Source organism: Herbaspirillum sp. Her2, assembly GCF_057961375.1.
The window spans coordinates 199744-217171 of sequence record NZ_CM176331.1; the positions used below are offsets into that span (position 1 = coordinate 199744).

Genomic DNA, 17428 nt, shown 5'->3' on the forward strand with positions numbered 1-17428 from the left:
AAATTGGCCGCGAAGCAAGCGGCAGCACAAGGGGGCGATGTGAACAACAAGAGCAAGGTGGTGGTCCTGACCGTCATTGCCACCATCGTGGCGGCTACGGCGCCGGTGATCAGCATGCTGTGGCTGTCGCGCCAGGCGGTGATCGATTCCGAGCACGAGCGCCTGACGCGCTATGCCGAGTCGGTCGTGGATCGCGCCGAAGCCGCTTTCCAGAATACCCAGCGGGCGCTGAAGTCGATGTCGCCGCTGCTGCTGTTTCCCTGCTCGGATGAGCACATCGCGCAGATGCGTCTGATCGCCGTCACTTCCGGTGCCATCGAGGAAATGGGCTACTACGAATACGGCCAGCTCAAGTGCACCTCCTGGGATCGCCGCGCGCAGGCGTTGCGCCGTCCGCAGCCGGAGGCGGTGTTCACTACGGCGGACGGCGTCGGTGTGGCGCTGGAACAGGCTTCCTACATCAGCGATGGGCCCAGCATGATGTCCATCCAGTACGGTGCCCATGCGGCGCTGGTGCATCGCGAACGCTTTGTCGACGTGGTGCTGGAAGATGGCGTGCATGTGGTGCTGGCGCGCAACGGTTTCGGCCTGGTCGCGCAGTACGGCATGCCCATCGCCAGCGGCATGGCCGGTCGCGCCTTGCGCGGCGTCGGCAACCAGGATTTCGATGGGTTCTTTGTCTCCACCATCAGCCGCGACGGCTGGACCGCCGCCGCCATCATTGATGGCCAGCATGTGGTGGAGACCATGACCAGCGAGCAGCGCTGGTTCCTGCCGGTGGGCGTGCTGCTCTCGCTGGGACTGGTGATGCTGGTGCTGCGGATATCGCAGGCGCGCCTGTCGCCGCTGGCGGATTTGCAGCTGGCGGTGCGCAAGAAGGAGTTCATTGTCTACTACCAGCCCATCATCGAGCTGGCCAGCGGCCGCTGCATCGGTGCCGAGGCGCTGATCCGCTGGCGACGGCCGGATGGCAGCATCGTGCGGCCCGACCTGTTCGTGCCGCTGGCCGAGGAGAGCGGACTGATCCTGCCCATGACCGATCAGGTCATCGCGGCCGTGGTGCAAGAACTGGGCGATACCCTGCGCGCCGACCGGGCCCTGCACGTGGCGGTCAACGTCGCTGCCAACGATATCAAGACCGGCCGCATCATCGACGTGGTCAGCCAGACGCTTGCCGGAACCGACATCCGCACCGAGCAGTTGTGGATGGAAGCCACCGAACGCGGCTGCATGGACATTGCCTCGGCCCGCGTGACGCTGGCACGCGCGCGCGAGCTGGGGCATTCGATGGCGCTCGATGATTTCGGGACCGGCTATTCCAACCTGCAATACCTGCAGGGCCTGCCCATGGACGCGCTCAAGATCGACAAGTCCTTCGTCAGCACCATCGGCACGGGCGCAGCCACCAGCGCCGTGATCGATCACATCATCGCCATGGCCAAGAGCCTGAATCTGTTCATCGTCGCCGAAGGCGTGGAAACCCTGGAGCAGGCCGCCTATCTGGGCCAGCACGGGGTCGACTTCGCCCAGGGCTGGCTGTTCGCCAAGCCCTTGCCGGCAGGCGAGTTCATTGATTTCTACCGGGCCACGCTGGCCGATTACGGTACCGGGCCGGAGAGCATTCGCAGCGACCGCACGGACCTTGCGTCCACCCCCTTGAATGCCTGAGCGCCGAAGGGTGAATTTTCCGGCCTGATCCGTGCCGGGCCGTGCTCAGTTCAGCATGGCCCTGCTGCAGTGGCTCGCACGCGCAAGGCCAGCGCCAGTGCCTGATCCATCCCCGCCATATGGCGTACCAGCATGGCCGGGATCATGCCCATGACGATATCGGCCAGCGGCGCGTTGCCATCGTCCAGATAAGGCCGCAGCCGGTGCAGCAGCGCCAGCAGTTCCGCATGGTCGCGGCGATGGGCACGCAGATCGCTGTAGCCCATCTCATCCATCATCTTTTCTTCTTCCCGGAATCCTGCCTCGATCTGCGCCACCAGGGCTGCATAAGCGCTGGCAAAACCGGCCGGCGGCACGATCGCCAGCGCGGCCACGCTCTCCAGTACTTCACGGTGCTCGGCATCCATCTCCGCCAGCAGGGCCGGAATGCGCTGGGCCAGTCCGTTGCTGTCGTCAGACGGGGAGAGGGAAACGACACGATCGGCAGTGGGAATCATGGCCAGCCTCCTGATACAGGGCGCGACCGTACGCAGGTCGGGGCGGAGACATCCACATCGCCGGCAGGGCGCGGGCGTGCCGGAGGGATGTTCACAGCCGATTCTAGGAGCCTGGCCTCGAAATAATTTGAGATAGCTCAAGCCAGCCCGGATTGGCGGGGTGCTGCACCGCGGCCATATGAAGAAAAGCCCCACGGCACCGTCAGGGTGGCGTGGGGCCGGTCTTGCCGGCCGACGGGGTGTCGGCCGTGCGCTTGTAAAAAGCGCCGTTCCTGGCTCTGCAAGTAGGTGCCGTCAGGGGGGCAGCACCTTGCGCAGCATTGCTGCCAGTTCAGGCGGGGAAAACTTGGCGACATAACCATTGGCGCCCACCGAACGCACATGGTCTTCGTTGGCGGCACCGGTCAGTGAAGAATGGATCACCACCGGCAATTGTTTGTAGAGGTCCGAGGCCTTGATCTTGCGGGTCAGGGTGAAGCCATCCATCTCCGGCATTTCGAGGTCGGTCAGCACCATGGCGACCTTGTCGGTGAGCGGCTTGTGCTCCTGTTCCGCTTCGCGGGCCAGCTCCTGCAGTTTTTTCCAGGCTTGCAGGCCGTCGGTAGCCATCACGTACGGCAGCTTGAGATCGGTCAGGCACTGCTCGATGAGGGCGCGTGCCATGCGTGAATCGTCGGCGGCCAGTACGACCGATCCGGGCTTGATCTTCAACTCGTTGCTGCCCGGCGTCGGCGGCTGCATCTGTTCCTTGACCGGCGAGACCATGTTGAGGATCTGTTCCACGTCCAGCACCTGCACCAGGCGGCCACCGTCCTGGGCCGAATCGAGGCGGGCGATGCTGGTGACCACGTTGCCGGAGGCATTGGAGTCGGCCGGCAGGACCTGGCTCCAGTCCAGGCGCACGATCTCTTCCACCGATTCCACCGCGAAAGCCTGGGTGTGCCGGGCGAACTCGGTGATGAGCAGGATGTTCAGTCCATGGCCCGGCTTGCAGCCGGCCACTGCCGGCAGGTCCACCACCGACATCACCTGCCCGCGGATGTTGACCATGCCCAGCATCGGGGAGCGCATGCCGGCGGCGGCGGTGATGTCCATCATCGGGACGATCTCGCGGATCTTGAAGACGTTGATGCCATACAGCTCGCCCGGCTTGTCGGTGGTCCCTTCCGGGTTGCCGAGGCGGAACAGCAGCAGTTCGAACTTGTTGCTGGAGGTCAGGTTGGTGCGTTCGTCGATTTCTTTTTGAAAGGCGTCCATGTCATCCCCGAGGTTCAGAATTGTTCCCAGTCGCCGTTGTCGGCGCTGTCGTGTTGGCTTTTGGCCGGTGTGGCCGGGCGTGCCGCCGATGCCGTCTGACCCAGGCTTCTGGCACGCGGTGCGGCGACTGCCGGGCGGGCCGGAGTGATGTTGCGCGCTGCGGCGGCGGCCATCGCCGGCTTGGCATGCACCGTGGCCGGAACGTCGCTGGCATCGAGGCGGAACACGCCGACCGTCTGGCTCAGGCGCGTTGCCTGTTCCTGCAGGGCCTTGGCGGCGGCGGCAGCCTGTTCGACCAGGGCGGCGTTCTGCTGGGTGTTTTCATCCATCTGCACCACCGCATTGTTGATCTGCTCGATGCCCTGGCTCTGCTCGGCACCGGCGGCGGTGATTTCGGCCACGATGTCGGAGACGCGCTTGACGCTGGCCACCACCTCGTTCATGGTCTGGCCGGCTTCACCGACCAGCTTGGTGCCGGTGTCGACCTTGGCCACCGAGTCGTCGATCAGGGCCTTGATTTCGTGGGCGGCCGAGGCACTGCGCTGGGCCAGCGAACGGACTTCCGATGCGACCACCGCGAAGCCGCGTCCCTGCTCCCCGGCACGGGCCGCTTCCACGGCGGCGTTCAGGGCCAGGATGTTGGTCTGGAAGGCGATCCCGTCAATGACGCTGATGATGTCGGCGATTCTGCGCGACGATTCATTGATGGCATCCATGGTATGAACAACCTTGCCCACTACCTGGCCTCCGGCCTGGGCCACCTCCGACGCGGAGACCGCCAACTGGTTGGCCTGGCGTGCATTGTCGGAGTTCTGGCGCACGGTGGAGGTCAGTTCTTCCATGGCCGAGGCGGTTTCTTCAAGGGCACCGGCCTGTTGTTCGGTACGGGAAGACAAGTCCATGTTGCCGGTGGCGATTTCGGCCGAGGCGGTGCTGATGGTGTCGGTGCCGGTGCGGACTTCCTGCACGATGTTGAGCAGGTTGTCGTTCATCTGCTTCAGGGCGGCCATCAACTGGGCGGTCTCGTCGCGGCCGGTGTTGTCGGGAATGCGGGCGGTCAGGTCGCCTTCAGCCACCTGGCGGGCGATCGAGACGGCGTGGGTCAGCGGACGGGAGACCAGGCGGGCAATCCACCAGGACAAGGTCAGGGCCAACACGACACAGATGGCGATCAGGGCAAAGATGGCCATGCGGGCCTGCTCGTAGACAGTGGTCGCCTGCTGCTCCGAGACGGCTGCGCCTTTGCTGTTGACCTCGCTCAGTTCGTTGATCTGGTCCTGCAGCTTGCGATAGACGGGCGTGGAGTCGGCGGTGAGGACGGCATAGCCGGCTTGCTTCTGGCCATCAATGAACAGCTTTTCCATCCGCTCGTGGGCGGCCTTGTAGGCGGCGATGTTGCGCTGGATTTCCGGGAACAGCTCCTTTTCACGCGGCTCCGACACCAGGGTGGCGTAATGCGCCACTTCCTTTTCCAGCACGGCCATCTGCTTGTTGCCACGCTCACGTGCAGCCTGCTCTTCCTTCTTGTCTTCAGTCAGCACTTGCTGCATGTCGAAACTGCGCGAGCGCGCCAGTGCCAGGCTGATCTTGGACAGGGTGTCGATGCTGGGCAGCCAGTTTCGCGCGATGTCGGTGGACCTCTGGTTGACCTGCGCCAATTGCGCAATGGAGAAGCCGCCCAGCGCCACGATGAACATCAGCACGACCAGGAAGCCGGCATTGAGTTTGTGGGCGATCTTCAGATCGTAGAACCATTTCATGATGACACTCCTGATCAATGCGCAGTGTTGGAATATTCATGTGCGCTCAGGAACCATCATAAGACGGCTAAACAAATAAATCAAATAAAACGATTTAATCAGTTGTTTTATTTCCGCAAGGATTTTCCTGAATTCAACTCAGGTTTATCGATCTCAGGTTTTTTGCAGCCACTTTTCCACGGCATTCATCAGGCCGACCTGGGTGAAGGGCTTGCTGAGGTAGTCGTCCATGCCGGCATCGAGGCAGCGCTGGCGGTCGCCTTCGATGGCGCTGGCGGTGAGGGCGATGATGGGCGTGCGCGGACGCCCGTTGGCCTGTTCGAAGGCACGGATTTCGGCGGTGGCCTGGTAGCCGTCCATGACCGGCATCATGCAATCCATCAGCACCAGGTCATAGTTGCCGCTGCGCAGGGCATCCAGGGCCAGTTGGCCGTTTTCCACCTCTTCCAGGATGCAGCCGCGGCGCGCCAGCAGAATGCGCAGTAGCTGGCGGTTGATTTCGGTATCTTCGGCCACCAGGATGCGCGCACCGGTGAGGGCGGAAGAGGCAGGCGCAGGCGACGGAGCAGGTGCAGGCGCAGGGGTGAGCGCGGACAGCGGGGGCATCTGCGCGGGAGGTGCTGGCGGGAAGGAGGCCGCACTGGCGGTGGCTTCCGGTGCAAGTGAAGCCTTATTCTTCATTACCGTCTCCGGGGCCGCGTCCGGGCGGGCTTCCGCCACCCCTTCCGGGCAGAGGATGTCGAAACTGAATTTGGTGGACTGGCCCGGCACGCTCTGGCAGGCGATCTTGCCGCCCATCAGTTCCACCAGATTCTTGCTGATGGCCAGGCCCAGCCCGGTGCCGCCGAAGCGGCGCGAAATCGAGGTGTCGGCCTGGGTGAAGGGCTGGAACAGCTGGGCCAGCGCTTCCGGGGCAATGCCGATGCCGCTGTCGGCGATGGCGAAGAAGAGCCGCCAGCGCTCCGGACTTTCTTCTTCACGTTGCGCCGACATGCTCAGCCGCACATAGCCGGCCTGGGTGAATTTGATGGCATTGCTCAGCAGGTTGCCCAGCACCTGTTTCAGGCGCGAGGGGTCGCCGACCAGACAGAGCGCGTCGTCGCAATCGATGCGCACATCCAGCTGCACGTCCTTGTTGTGGATCGAGGGCCGGTACAGTTCGGCCACCTCGCGCACCAGCCGCGCCGGGTGGAAGGCCACGCCCTCCAGATCAAGCTTGCCGGATTCGATCTTGGAAAAATCGAGGATGTCGTTGATGATGCGCACCAGTCCGCCGGTGGCGTTGTGGATGCTGTCGGCATAGTGCTGCTGTTTGCTCGACAGGCCCGATTCCATCAGCAGTTCGGACAGGCCCAGGATGCCGTTCATCGGGGTGCGGATTTCATGGCTGACCATCGCCAGGAAACGCGACTTGGCCTCGTTGGCATGGTCCGCTTCTTCCTTCAGTTCCAGGGCCAGCTGCGCATCCTGTTCGCGCCGCTGGACCTGGCGCAGGGCCACGCCGAAGCCGCCGATGAGGCCGACCAGACTGATGGCAGCCACCAGCATCAAGGGATACATCGATTCCAGCCATTCGCTGAAATAGACCTTGTCGGTCACACCGATTTCCAGATATATCGGCGCATTGCGCACCGGCCGGTGGATGCCCAGCCAGTGGGCTTGCATGAAGTAATAGGGTTGCTTGGCGTCGGTGCCGGGCGGGCGCGGCAGGTGCAGGTCGGCCAGCGGTTTGATGTCGCGCCGCACGGTGTTGTCGTGCACCAGGGCGGTGGCGATCAGGGGTTTCTCGTCCTCGCGCGCGAGCAGGATGGAAAAGGGTTTGTCCTTGGTCACCGCACTGAAGAAATCTTCAAAGAACGCGCAGGGCAGCGCCACCACCACGATGGCCAGCATGCGGCCCTGGCGATCATTGATGCGGCGGGTGAGATAGAAGGTGGGTACGCCCGCCGCGCGCGAATTGACCGTTTCGCTCAGGAAATCCTCGGTCGAGGCATTCTGGCTGTGATGAAAGAAGTAGTCGCGGTCGGTGAGGTCCAGCGGTGGCGGCGGAAATACGCGGGACAGGCTGATGATGCGGCCCTGCGCATTGCTGATGCCGATGCCCGAGATGAAGGGCAGGCCGCGGATCTTTTCGCGCATGGTCCGGGAGTACTCGGGCGTGCTGACGTGTTCGCGCAACTGGGCGTCATCGCTGACGTTGGCGGCTTCGATGTCGGACTGGATGCTATCCAGTACCAGCCGGGCCGAGGAGATGGTCTGGGCGGTGCTTTCGGCCAGCACCGTGGACAGCGTGGCCAGATCGTTGCGCCAGTCGTTGAGGCTGGCGCGGTACAGCAGGCTGCCGGAAATGATGACGGTCGCCGTCAGCAGCCCCAACAGCAGGGCACCGAGCGTGACGGCGGATTTGCGGATGCGCGGCGGTGCGGGCGGCGAGCCGGGAGCGGGCGTGGATGGCGTCATGGGCAGGGCGGGCAGGGAAGATGCGCCCGTGCAGGTCAGGACTGGGGGAGGGAGCGCGCGCAGCGCCCGATTTCATCCAGCACCAGCGCGAAGCTGGCCTGCAATTGCGCCAGTTCTTCCGGACGCGGCGTCTGGCCGTTGCGGGCGGCCTGTTCGGTCTGCTGCAGCAGCATTGTCAGTACCTGGGCCTGAAACATGGCACTCATGCCTTTGAGGCTATGGCTTTCGTGCCGGCTGCGCTCGGCATCGCCATCCCGGGCGGCCTGCTCCAGCCGGGCAAAAATGGCCGGCGCGCTGTCGGCGAAGGTGCGCGCCAGTGAGGCGACGGTGCCGGTGTCCCCGCCCACCGCTTCCAGCAGTTGGCTCGGGTCGATGTGGTGATAATCGGTCAGTGACTGGCCCAGTTGCACGGTAATCCCCTCTGTTCTCATGGCTTGGCGGCCGATTTACTTCGGCTCTTGCAGCGGCAATGTGAAGCTGAACGTCGATCCTTGATGTTGTTTGGACTGTAACATGAGTTGGCCCCCCATGAGCGTCACCAGCCGTTGCGCGATGGTCAGCCCGAGGCCCGCGCCGTCCTTGGCGCGGCGCTCACTGTCATCGGCCTGGGTGAACTTCTCGAAGATGGTATCGACTTGCCCGGCGGGAATGCCGATGCCGGTGTCTTTGATACGGATGTCCAGCTGGTCGCTGCTGCGATCGACTTCGACCAGCACGCGCCCGGTGTCGGTATAGCGCACGGCATTGCCGATCAGGTTTTCCAGCACGCGCAGGACCTTGCGCTGGTCGCATACGATGATCTGCGGGACGTCGTCGCTGATACGGCATTCCAGCTGCAGGCCCTTGGTCTGGGCTGCCTGGTAATGGCGGGCGATGGCATGGCTGACCAGTTCGCGGATGTTCTCCGGTTCCCGATGCACGGCCACGCGGCGGTCTTCCAGGGCGGTCACTTCGAGGATGGACTCGACCAGTTCCAGCAGGCGGTTGCCGCTGTCATGGATGGCGGTGGCGTATTGCGCCAGCGGCGACTCGCCCAGTTCCTCACGCAGCGCATCCGAATAGCCCAGCACGCCGTTGAGCGGGGTACGGAATTCATGCGACATGTTGGACAGGAAGCGCGACTTGGCCTGGCTGGCCTGCATGGCTTCCTGGCGGCTCCGCACCAGCGAGCCGGCCATCCAGATCAGGACGGCATTGAAGATCAGCACGGCCAGGGTGATCAGGGTCGCCAGCGTCAAGGTCCGGTTGCGTTCACGGTAATAGGGGGCCAGGCGCTCTTCGATATCGATGCCCACCGAGGCGTAGAGCGGATAGTCGCGCAGCTTGTGGAAGGCGTAGATGCGCTCGCGCCCGTCGACCCGGCTGAACGCGTCGATCACGCCGCTTCCTTGCGCCAGCATGGCCGCATAGACTTTGCCGCCGTTGACCTGCTCGCCCATGGCGTCCATGTCGCCGGTGCGGCGCACGCGCGCGGTGCCATCGGCCCCGACCAGCGTGATCACGCCATGATGACCGACATCGATCTGGTGGTACAGGCTGGTGAAGTACTGGGGATCGATGGACACCACGATCACGCCGCCAAAGCCGCCGTCAGGACGGTTGATGCGGCGGGTCAGCTGCAGCGACCATTTCTTGGAGACGCGCCCGAGCACCGGCTTGCTGATGAACAGCTTGTCCTCGCCACCCTGCATGTGCACCTGTACGTGCTCGCGGTCGGCCAGGTTCAGCGGCGTGAAGGGCTTGCTGGAGAGCACCACGTCACCCTTGGCATCGACGATGGTGAAGAGGTTGTAGACATTGCGCGCCACCAGGCCGTTGGAGATCTCGGTAGCCAGGTCCAGCGACTGGCCGCGCTCTGCATAGCGATAGCGCAGGTAGAGGGCGGCCTGGTCGGCGGCCTCGATGGTGCGGTAGGCGTGTTCGAGGAACAGCCGCGACAGCGACTGGGCATCGCGGCGGGCATCCTGCAGATGGTTCTCGCGGCTGGCGTTGAGTTCCTTGAACGCCCCCAGCCAGAGACCGCAGATCAGCAACAGCGAAAACAGGCCCAGGGCCAGGCGCAGGTCGATGCGCGCGAACCGGAGGGGGAGAGGGGGGTGTTTCCGGTCATCCATGGCACTGCGGGCCTTTCCTGGTTGATCCCTTAGCGGGTCTCGCGCTCCCTGCGGGCACAGCAGGCCCGCATGTAACCGCGCAATTCATCAAAATTGACCGGTTTGGGGAAGAACACCACCCCGGCCGGAATACCGCCGCGCATGGCCATCTCTTCCGCATCCAGGCTGCTGACGATGGCGATGCTCACATCCTGCAGCTCCGGATCGTGGAGGATGGTCTTGACCACTTCGTAGCCATCCATGCCTTCCATCACGATATCGGCCAGCACCACGTCGGGTTTGCTGCGCGCGATCTCCAGCAGCGCCTTGTAACCGTTGTCGCAATACACCAGATCCAGCGGCAAGCCCCAAGAGCCGAGGGCACCGGCATACAGCTCGCGCTGCAGGCGGTTGTCCTCGATCACCAGCACGGCGGTGCGGCCGTTGCCGGGACGCGCTGCCGGACTGCTGCGTCCGTGCTCGGCCGTATCGCCGGACGACGAGGAGCCCGGCGTGGACTTGTAGGCATGCACCGCCGCCAGCGGAATGCGGCGGTGCCCGCCCTTGGTCTTCCAGGCCTCAATGATGCCGGCCTCCACCAACTGCTGGACGGAGGACACCGAGATGCCCAGGATGTGCGCCGCTTCCTGCGTGGTGCACACCTCGGAGCTGCTTGTCTTTGCGGTTTTCATAAATTCATTATCGGTATTTTACACAAATAAATCAAATTCATTAGATAGAATTTGAATTCGGTATAATCGTTTTTCGACGAAAAGCAACAGTGCTGCCCATGGGCAAGCCTTTGACGGCCCATTATGCAGAGAATTTCGTGAGTTCGTCAGATTTTGTGTATTTTGCCTGCGTTTACCGCAGCCGGCAGCAATTATCGCGCGCCGGGAGCGCCTGCCGGTGCGGGTTCAGAGGGTGTCGAGTTGGCTGCGCAGGTCGGCCGCGCGTTGTTGCAGGGCCTGGACATCGTCGGGCTGCATTTTTTTGATCTGCTGATAGGCCATGCCCATGCGCGGGTTGTTGCCGAAGGTGGATTGATGGCGCAGGAAGAAATCCCAGTACAGGGCATTGAAGGGGCAGGCGTCGGCGCCGGTTTTCTGCTTGGGATCGTAGGCGCAGCCCTGGCAATAATCGCTCATGCGGCCGATGTAGGCGGCGCTGCTGACATACGGTTTGGTGGCGATGATGCCGCCATCGGCCCACTGGCTCATGCCGAGGGTGTTGGGCAGTTCCACCCACTCGAAGGCATCGATGTAGATGCCCAGGTACCAATGGTGCAGTTCCTTGGGATCGAGCCCGGCCAGCAGGGCGAAATTGCCGATCACCATCAGGCGCTGGATGTGATGCGCATGGGCCGTCTCCAGCGACTGGCCGATGGCGTGGCGCAGGCAGTTCATGCGGGTTTGTCCGGTCCAGAACCAGGCTGGTAGCGGCAGGCGGTGCGCCAGTGCGTTGCGCTCGTCATAGCCGGGCATCTGCGACCAGTAGATGCCACGCACATATTCCCGCCAGCCGATGATCTGGCGAATGAAACCTTCCACGGCCGCCAGCGGCGCTTTGCCTTCCCGCCAGGCCTCCTCGGCGCGGCGCACCACTTCCAGCGGATGCAGCATCTTCACATTGAGCGCGAAGGACAGCAGCGAGTGGAACAGGCGCCGGGCCTTGCTGCTCATGGCATCTTCATAGTCGCCGAAGTGCGGCAGCACGGTGGTGATGAAGTGATCCAGGTGCTGCAGGGCTTCGGTACGGTCCAGCGGCCAGCGCAGCTGCGTGGCCTGGGGCTCGCCGAAGCTGCGCACACCTTGTGCCTGCAGCATCTCCCACAGGGCGCCATGGTCGTGCGGCTGGCGCCAATCCCGGGGTTCGGGCGGATTGCCGGGCCAGCGCTTGCGATTGTCCTGGTCGAAATTCCATTGGCCGCCTTCGGGCTTGCCATCGGCATCGAGCAGCAATTCGAAGCGGCGGCGCATCTGGCGATAGAAATGCTCCATCAGCCATTGCTTGCGGCCTTCAAAGAGGCGCGGCAATTCATTGCGCGCAGTGAGGAAGTGTTCGCTGTCGACCACGGCGGTCTGGCCCTGATGGGCCTGCGCCCAGGTGTCGCCCCATTGCTGCAGGGCCTGGTCGACGCGCCATTCATCCGGTGCCTGCCATTCAACGCGGGTGGCCTGGTAGTGCGCGGCCAGGGCATCGAGATTGTCCACCAGCGACTGGCGGTTGCTGGGATCATCCAGACGGATATAGCGCACCCGGTGTCCGGCCGCGCGCAACTGCTCGCCGAAGGCCCGCATGGCCGCGAAGATGGCCAGGATCTTTTGCGCGTGATGCAGCACGTAGTCGGTTTCGGAACGCACTTCCATGAGCAGATAGACCACCTCAGGATCGGCGTGGTCGAACCAGGAATGCTGCGCATTCAACTGGTCGCCCAGGATCAGGCGGAGGGTGGAGGCGGGAGTGGCGTGCGTGTCGGTCTTTTTCTTCATGATCTGCGAACGGAAAATCGCTCAGGCAGCGTGCTGACGGCCATAGCGCCCCAGCGCCACGAACGCCGCCAGTTTCAGCACGCAAGGCAGGGCCGCGTAGACCAGCGGCAGGCTGCTGCTGGGCCCTTGGCCGGGTTGGTAATCGAGCGCTGACAGCAGTGGCAGGGCGATGCCTGCCAGCGCCAGGGCCAGCTTGCCCAGCATGGTCAGGATGCCGAAGGCGGCACCCACCGAAGCGCGCTGCGTGACCACCCGCGCCAGCAGGACCGGTGGCAGCAGCAGGTCGGCACCCAGTGCTGCACCGGTGGCCAGGCACACCAGCAGAAACGCCCAGCGGTCGCCCGGCCCCAGCAGGACCGCACCGACAAAGCCGACAATGGAGAGTAGCATGGCCTGACGCCAGCAGGCGATGGTGCCGAAGCGGCGTGCCAGCGCGCTCCAGAGCGGCAGTCCCAATGCGGCGGCACCGAAGTAGGCTGCAAGAAAGCCGCCAGCCAGCGCACGTTCCTGCAATTGATCCTCGATGAAGAATAGCGCCAGCGTAGCCGGGATCGCGGCCGACAGGGCATTGAGCAGATAGGGCGGCAGCAGCGAACGAAACGCCCGGTTGGCCCACAGCCCGCGCAGCGATACGACCCAGCGCTCGCCCTGCGCCATCATCGGCGGAGCCGGCTGGCGCAGCAGCAACAGCAACGCCACGCCCAGCACTGCGCCGAAGAACAGGCAGTACCAGGTAATGCGCTGGTCGATCAGCGCCGGATCGGCGGCCAGGATGCCGACCGGCACCACACTGGCCAGAATCACGCCGGCCAGCCCCGCACCTTCACGCCAGGGGACGGCGCGCATGCCTTGTTCCGGCAGGCGCGAGCCCCACGACAGATAGGCGATGCTCAGCATGCTGTGCGCGCCATAGGCCAGCACCAGCATCGCCACCAGCCACACCATGGCCGCCTGCGGCGTGGAGGGTGGCTTCCAGAGACAGATGAAGGCAACTGCAAGCACCACCCCGGCAGCCGCCATCCAGCGCTTCTGGCGTTGCGCCGAGCGATCCAGCAGGTGACCAAACAGGGGATCCTGCAGCATGTCCAGCAGGCGCGCGGCGAACAGCACCCAACCCAGCGGTGCCAGGGCCACGCCGACATGGCTGGCGTAGTAAGCCGGGATCTGCACGAACAGCGGCAGCGCGGCCATTGCCAGCGGCGCGCCCAGCAGGCCGTAGGCGGCATTGCTCAGGCGCGCGGAGGGGGGCGTTGCGGGCTGCGGGGCTGTGCTCAAGGCGTTTCCCCGAGCAGGCGTCGGCGCAGGCTTTCATCGCGGCTGGGCTGGCCCAGCCAGATGTTGAAGAAAGAGCGGGCCAGTTCGGGATCGGCGATCTCGGCCAGCATCTTGTCGCGGTCATACAGGCGCATGCCGCGCTGGGGCAGGTAGACACCGACCAGCTCGTCGCCGTCGGCGACGTCGACGAAAGCGCGGTTCAGTTCGCTTTTCCAGCGCGCCAGTGTCGGGCCGGCGATGGGGGCCGGGCTCATGCGCTGGATCTCTTCAATGGAGGTGGAGGCCAGCTTGTCGCGGCTGATCTTGACCTTGTAGTCGAGTTGCAGGGCAAAGGGCTGGCTTTCATCCAGCGGCTTTTGCGCTGCCCACAGCGTGGCCTGATAGATGCGGAAACCCAGCCAGGTCATGGTGCCGCTGCCCACGGTCTGGATCTGCGCGGGCAAGGCTTCGCGCCAGGGTTGTGCAGCGTGTGCGGCGCGGCCGGGCCAGAGGGTCAACAGCGCCATCAGGAACAGCGCGCAACAGGTGAGACGCAGGTGCTGCTGGCGCAGATCCTGTTGCAGAGCGAGGGAGCGAACGGTGGCATTGGGCATCGGGGGTCTCCTCATGGGCAAGAAGCAGCATCACAGTCTTGTCAGCGAGCAATACAGTGCGCTGCATGCCGACAATACAGTCTGCGGTGTTCCTCAGTACACGCTGAGGGCCTTGGCAATACAGTCTGCAAGGCGATCAGCAATACAGTGTCGAGGTGTCAGCAACACCTCGGGCAACAAGATTACTACCAGTTTAAGATAAAAGCTACCGAGCGGTATTTAATATTTACCAATTGGTATGGAGCGGTGGAATGTACGGTAAATGCTTGCGCAGCGCTGCTCATCGTGTCCACTTGCGCTCATAGTCCATTTCCTGGAAATGCTGCAGCAGGAAGTCGACGAAGACACGCACCCGGGCCGGCAGATGCTTGCGGCCCTGGTAGGCAATGTTGATGGTCAGGCGCGGCAGGTCCCATTCGTCCAGCACTGGCACCAGGCGGCCGGCGACGACGTCGTCATAGATAATGTAGTTGGGCTGGATCAGGATGCCCAGGCCTTCCAGTGCTGCCGCGCGGATGATCTGGCCATCGTTGGACTGCATCAGCGCAGTGATGTCGAGCTGCCGTTCGCGGCCATCGCGATGGGTGAAGTGCAGCAGGTTGGGATGGTTGGAATGGCTGTACACCAGCAGGTCGTGCGCGGCCAGGTCATCCAGCGCGCGCGGCACGCCGCGTGCGGCGAGGTAGCCGGGCGAAGCCGCCAGGATGCGGCGGGTGGCGGCCAGGCGGCGCACGGCGATGTTGGAATCCGGTTCGAACTCGCGGGTGCGGATGGCGACATCGATGCCGCTGTCGAGCAGGTCGACGTAGCGGTTGGCCGCGACCACCTCCAGCGTGATGTCCGGATAGAGACGATGAAAGCGCGGCAGCAGCGGGCTGATGTGCTTCATGCAGAAGGACAGCGAGGAAGTCACCCGCAGCAGGCCGCCGGGGGCGACGCTGTTGGCATTGACCAGGGCTTCGGCTTCCTTCATTTGCGTGAGCGCCGCCTTGCAGTGGCGATAGAAGGCCTCGCCCGCCTGGCTCAGCCCCAGCCGGCGCGTGCTGCGTTCCACCAGGCGCGCGCCCAGACGTTCTTCCAGCGCGGCCAGGCTGCGGCTGGCGGCGGCATTGGACATCCCCAGCGCCTCGGCGGCGCGCGAGAGGCTGCCCAGCTCGGCCACCTGCACGAAGAGTTCGAATTGATTCCAGCGGTCCATGGGACGGGCTTTCCGGCGAGGGGGAGCAGGCCGAAGTGGAAAACAGTTTTCCACTTTCGTCATATATCTGCGAAAAGATAAGACCTATATTACCGCTCAGCGGAAAAATCAGTCCAATCACAACACACACGCACAACACACAACAGCGACGAGGAGACCATGCTCAATCTCAATGAAGACACCATTACCCAGGCCGTGCTGGCGCGCCATGCCGGCATGCCCGATGAACGGCTGCGCCAGATCATGACCAGCCTGGTGCAGCACCTGCACGCCTTCGCGCGCGAGGTACAACTGACCGAGGAGGAATGGTTCGAGGGCATCCGCTTCCTCACCGAGACCGGGCAGCTGTGTTCCGACAAGCGCCAGGAATTCATCCTCCTGTCCGATACCCTGGGACTGTCGACGCTGGTGATGGCGCAGCAGAATCACAAGCCCGCCGGCTGCACCGAGGCGACCGTATTCGGTCCCTTCCACGTGGAGAATTCGCCGGTCTATCCGCTGGGTGCGAATATCTCCAACGGAGCCAAGGGCCAGCCCTGCTTCGTCAGCGGCAGCGTGCGCGGGCGCGATGGCCAGCCCGTCGCGCATGCCAGGATGGAAGTGTGGCAAGCCGATGAGGATGGCTTCTATGACGTCCAGTATCCCGACCTCGACCAGTTGCAGGCGCGCGGCACGCTGCATACCGATGCGCAGGGACGCTACCACTTCCGCAGCATCCTCGCCAATTCGTATCCGATCCCGCATGACGGACCGGTCGGCAAGATGCTGGAGACGCTGGGCCGTCATCCTTGGCGGCCGGCGCACCTGCATTTCCGCATCCAGGCCGAGGGATATGAGACGCTGATCACCCATGTCTTCCGCCGCGGGGACGCGTATCTGGAGTCCGATGCCGTTTTCGGCGTGCGCTCCACGCTCATCGCCGACTGGCCGCGCCATGAGGCCGGACGCGCGCCCGATGGCAGCACCTGTGAGCAACCGTTCTACACGCTGGACTATGATTTCATCCTCAATCCTCAGCGCACCTGATCCTGCCATGTCCCTGCCTGCCAACAACAGTTTTACCTATACCAGTTCCGCCGCCCGTGTGATCTTCGGTGCCGGCAGCCTGCAGCACCTGGTGCGCGAAACCGACCTGCTGGGCGCGCGTCGCGCCCTCGTGCTGTGCACGCCCGGCCAGCGCGCCGAGGCCGAGCGCGCCGCCGCCCTGATCGGTGAGCGCTGTGCCGGGATATTCGACCAGGCCGTCATGCACGTGCCCATCGAGACCGCGCGCCATGCCCGTGAAGTCGCACGCGAACTCGGTGCGGACTGCGCCATCGCCATCGGCGGCGGTTCCACCATGGGATTGGGCAAGGCGATCGCACTGGAATCCGAACTGCCCATCCTGGCCATCCCGACCACCTATGCCGGCAGCGAGATGACGCCCATCTATGGCATCACCGAAGCCGGCCTCAAGAAGACCGGGCGCGATGCGCGCGTGCTGCCGCGCACGGTCATCTACGATCCCGAACTGAGCGCGGGTTTGCCGCTGAAGCTGTCGGTGACCAGCGGCATCAATGCCATGGCGCATGCAGCCGAAGGCCTCTATGCGCCGGATGCCAACCCCATCATGTCGCTGCTGGCCGAAGAGGGGTTGCGCGCACTGGCGGAGGGCTTGCCGCAGCTGGTGGCACGCAGCGCTGATCTGGCCGCGCGCAGCCAGTGTCTGTATGGGGCCTGGCTGTGTGGCACGATGCTGGGCAATGTCGGCATGTCACTGCATCACAAGCTGTGCCACACGCTGGGCGGCAGCTACAACCTGCCGCATGCCGAGACGCATACCGTGATCCTGCCGCACGCGCTGGCCTACAACGCACCGGCGGCACCGGAAGCCATGCAGCGCATCGCGCGCGCCCTGGGGACCGACGATGCCGCGCAAGGTGTGCATGCATTGGCTGCCCGGCTGCAGGCACCGTTGTCCCTGCGCGAGCTGGGCATGCCGCATGAGGAGCTGGATCGCTGCACCGACATCGCCCTGCAGAATGCCTATGCCAATCCGCGCCCGCTTGAGCGGACGACATTGCGGGCCTTGCTGGAGAATGCCTGGCAGGGGCGGGCGCCTGAGTGACGTATAGTGTGGCGGTGCAAGCGTTACG

General features: G+C 64.0%; 14 protein-coding genes. 3 read left to right on the forward strand and 11 right to left on the reverse strand.

What is annotated here, in order from left to right:
- Positions 1 to 39 precede the first annotated feature (39 nt).
- On the forward strand, positions 40 to 1668 hold the full coding sequence (locus ACWHXP_RS00890) for an EAL domain-containing protein (RefSeq protein WP_489634694.1): 1629 nt from the start codon (positions 40 to 42) through the stop codon (positions 1666 to 1668).
- A 50-nt stretch (positions 1669 to 1718) separates the two neighbouring features.
- Here the strand turns inward: ACWHXP_RS00890 and ACWHXP_RS00895 are convergent, their stop codons facing one another.
- The 11 genes from ACWHXP_RS00895 to ACWHXP_RS00945 all read right to left on the reverse strand — a co-directional run bounded on the left by ACWHXP_RS00895 (position 1719) and on the right by ACWHXP_RS00945 (position 15293).
- Complete coding sequence (locus tag ACWHXP_RS00895) at positions 1719 to 2165, reverse strand: bacteriohemerythrin (RefSeq protein ID WP_489634693.1); 447 nt, start codon at positions 2163 to 2165, stop codon at positions 1719 to 1721.
- Between the two features lie 294 nt (positions 2166 to 2459).
- The gene (locus ACWHXP_RS00900) at positions 2460 to 3422 is read right to left on the reverse strand and encodes a chemotaxis protein (RefSeq protein WP_134223209.1); all 963 of its coding nucleotides are present in this window, start codon (positions 3420 to 3422) and stop codon (positions 2460 to 2462) included.
- A 14-nt stretch (positions 3423 to 3436) separates the two neighbouring features.
- Entirely contained in the window at positions 3437 to 5182 is a 1746-nt protein-coding gene (locus ACWHXP_RS00905) for a methyl-accepting chemotaxis protein (RefSeq protein WP_489634692.1), read from the reverse strand.
- Between the two features lie 153 nt (positions 5183 to 5335).
- Positions 5336 to 7642 (reverse strand): hybrid sensor histidine kinase/response regulator, encoded by a 2307-nt coding sequence (locus tag ACWHXP_RS00910; protein ID WP_489623696.1) that lies wholly within the window; start codon positions 7640 to 7642, stop codon positions 5336 to 5338.
- A gap of 35 nt (positions 7643 to 7677) precedes the next feature.
- Positions 7678 to 8073: an Hpt domain-containing protein gene (locus tag ACWHXP_RS00915; protein WP_489634691.1), complete on the reverse strand. Its 396-nt coding sequence runs from the start codon at positions 8071 to 8073 to the stop codon at positions 7678 to 7680.
- 15 nt (positions 8074 to 8088) lie between these two features.
- A complete protein-coding gene (locus ACWHXP_RS00920) occupies positions 8089 to 9756 on the reverse strand; it encodes a sensor histidine kinase (RefSeq protein ID WP_489623694.1) in 1668 nt (555 codons plus the stop codon).
- A 29-nt stretch (positions 9757 to 9785) separates the two neighbouring features.
- A complete protein-coding gene (locus tag ACWHXP_RS00925) occupies positions 9786 to 10427 on the reverse strand; it encodes a response regulator (protein WP_489623693.1) in 642 nt (213 codons plus the stop codon).
- A 225-nt stretch (positions 10428 to 10652) separates the two neighbouring features.
- Positions 10653 to 12227 (reverse strand): cryptochrome/photolyase family protein, encoded by a 1575-nt coding sequence (locus ACWHXP_RS00930; RefSeq protein WP_489634690.1) that lies wholly within the window; start codon positions 12225 to 12227, stop codon positions 10653 to 10655.
- A gap of 21 nt (positions 12228 to 12248) precedes the next feature.
- On the reverse strand, positions 12249 to 13502 hold the full coding sequence (locus ACWHXP_RS00935; RefSeq protein WP_489634689.1) for an MFS transporter: 1254 nt from the start codon (positions 13500 to 13502) through the stop codon (positions 12249 to 12251).
- A complete protein-coding gene (locus tag ACWHXP_RS00940; protein WP_134223205.1) occupies positions 13499 to 14095 on the reverse strand; it encodes a chalcone isomerase family protein in 597 nt (198 codons plus the stop codon). Before ACWHXP_RS00940 ends, ACWHXP_RS00935 begins: the two co-directional genes overlap by 4 nt.
- A gap of 280 nt (positions 14096 to 14375) precedes the next feature.
- Positions 14376 to 15293, reverse strand: coding sequence for a LysR family transcriptional regulator (locus ACWHXP_RS00945; protein ID WP_489634688.1), 918 nt, complete (start codon positions 15291 to 15293; stop codon positions 14376 to 14378).
- Positions 15294 to 15452: 159 nt separating this feature from the next.
- Between ACWHXP_RS00945 and ACWHXP_RS00950 the strand changes: the two genes are divergently transcribed.
- Positions 15453 to 16319 (forward strand): intradiol ring-cleavage dioxygenase, encoded by an 867-nt coding sequence (locus tag ACWHXP_RS00950; protein ID WP_489634687.1) that lies wholly within the window; start codon positions 15453 to 15455, stop codon positions 16317 to 16319.
- 7 nt (positions 16320 to 16326) lie between these two features.
- Positions 16327 to 17400, forward strand: a complete 1074-nt coding sequence (locus ACWHXP_RS00955) for a maleylacetate reductase (protein ID WP_489634686.1) — start codon at positions 16327 to 16329, stop codon at positions 17398 to 17400.
- Positions 17401 to 17428: the final 28 nt, after the last annotated feature.